Source organism: Aeromonas sp. QDB18, assembly GCF_027705325.1.
GTDB classification, from domain to species: domain Bacteria; phylum Pseudomonadota; class Gammaproteobacteria; order Enterobacterales; family Aeromonadaceae; genus Aeromonas; species Aeromonas caviae.
Genome location: NZ_JAPDBQ010000310.1, coordinates 1 through 1014, shown reverse-complemented (window position 1 = coordinate 1014; position 1014 = coordinate 1). Strand labels below are relative to the sequence as shown.

Sequence of the window (1014 nt, the reverse complement as noted above, 5' to 3'; positions counted from 1 at the left end):
CGATATGAGATCGATTTAGCCACTCATAGAGCATCGCAAGGTCATGCTCAGTCATGAGGCGCAGTGTGACGGAATCGGTGCTGTTGGTCACGATGCTGTACTTTGTGATGCCTAACTTTGTTTTAGACATCATTGGCGTGGAGCCGAGCAGACTGGCGGCTTCGTGCTTCACAAAGTAAATGAACGCAGTCAACTGATCAGCGCGTGAGGCCAAGCAATCCATCCCTTGTCCAAGGTAAGCCTGCTGGGCTTCAAGCAGCACGGGCTGATGTTGGACGGGCAGGCGTTCCATTACCCAGTTGGCAGCTACATCCTTCGGCGCGATCTTGCCGGTTGCTGCGCTGTACCAAATGCGAGACAAGGTAAGCACTACATTCCGCTCGTCGCCTGCCCAATCCGGTTGTGAGTTCCATAGTTTCAAGGTGTCGGCCAGTGCTTTGAATAGATCGCTTTCCGGGACTGGGTTGAAGAAATCTTCCGCGGCCGAACCTGCCAAGGCAAGGCTGTGTTGCCTTGCTTTAGTTAGCAGAATAGCCAGATCAACATCGGTTGTCGCGGGCTCGAAGATGCCCGCAAGAATGTCCTTGCGCTGCCACTCCCCGAATTGCAGTTCCCGTCTGGCTGGATAACGCCAAGGAACAACATCGCCGTACACGACGATGGTAACTTCCAAGGCACGGAGAGCTTCACTTTGGCCGGGAGAAGCGGAAACTTCCAGGAAATCTACGAACAGAGCCTGCCGCACAGTCTCATCGAGCTGTGCAGTCACAGTAACCAGCAAATCAATATCACTGCATGGCTTCAGGCCACCGTCGAGTGCAGAGCCGTACAAATGCACGGCCAGCAACGTCGATCCCAGATGATGCTCGATGACGTTGAGTGCCTGTGATAGCTGTACCGAAATCTCGGCGGGCACTGCGTTGCTCATGATGTCTAACTCCCAATTTGTGTAGGGCTTATTATGCACGCTTAAAAATAATAAAAGCAGACTTGACCTGATAGTTTGGCTGTGAG

At 52.9% G+C, this 1014-nt stretch carries 1 pseudogene; it reads right to left on the bottom strand.

Features of this window, described 5'->3' with window-relative positions:
• Positions 1 to 139: 139 nt before the first annotated feature.
• Positions 140 to 928: pseudogene (locus tag OKC30_RS21050) on the bottom strand (AadA family aminoglycoside 3''-O-nucleotidyltransferase); the annotation flags it as partial.
• Between the last annotated feature and the right edge of the window lie 86 nt (positions 929 to 1014).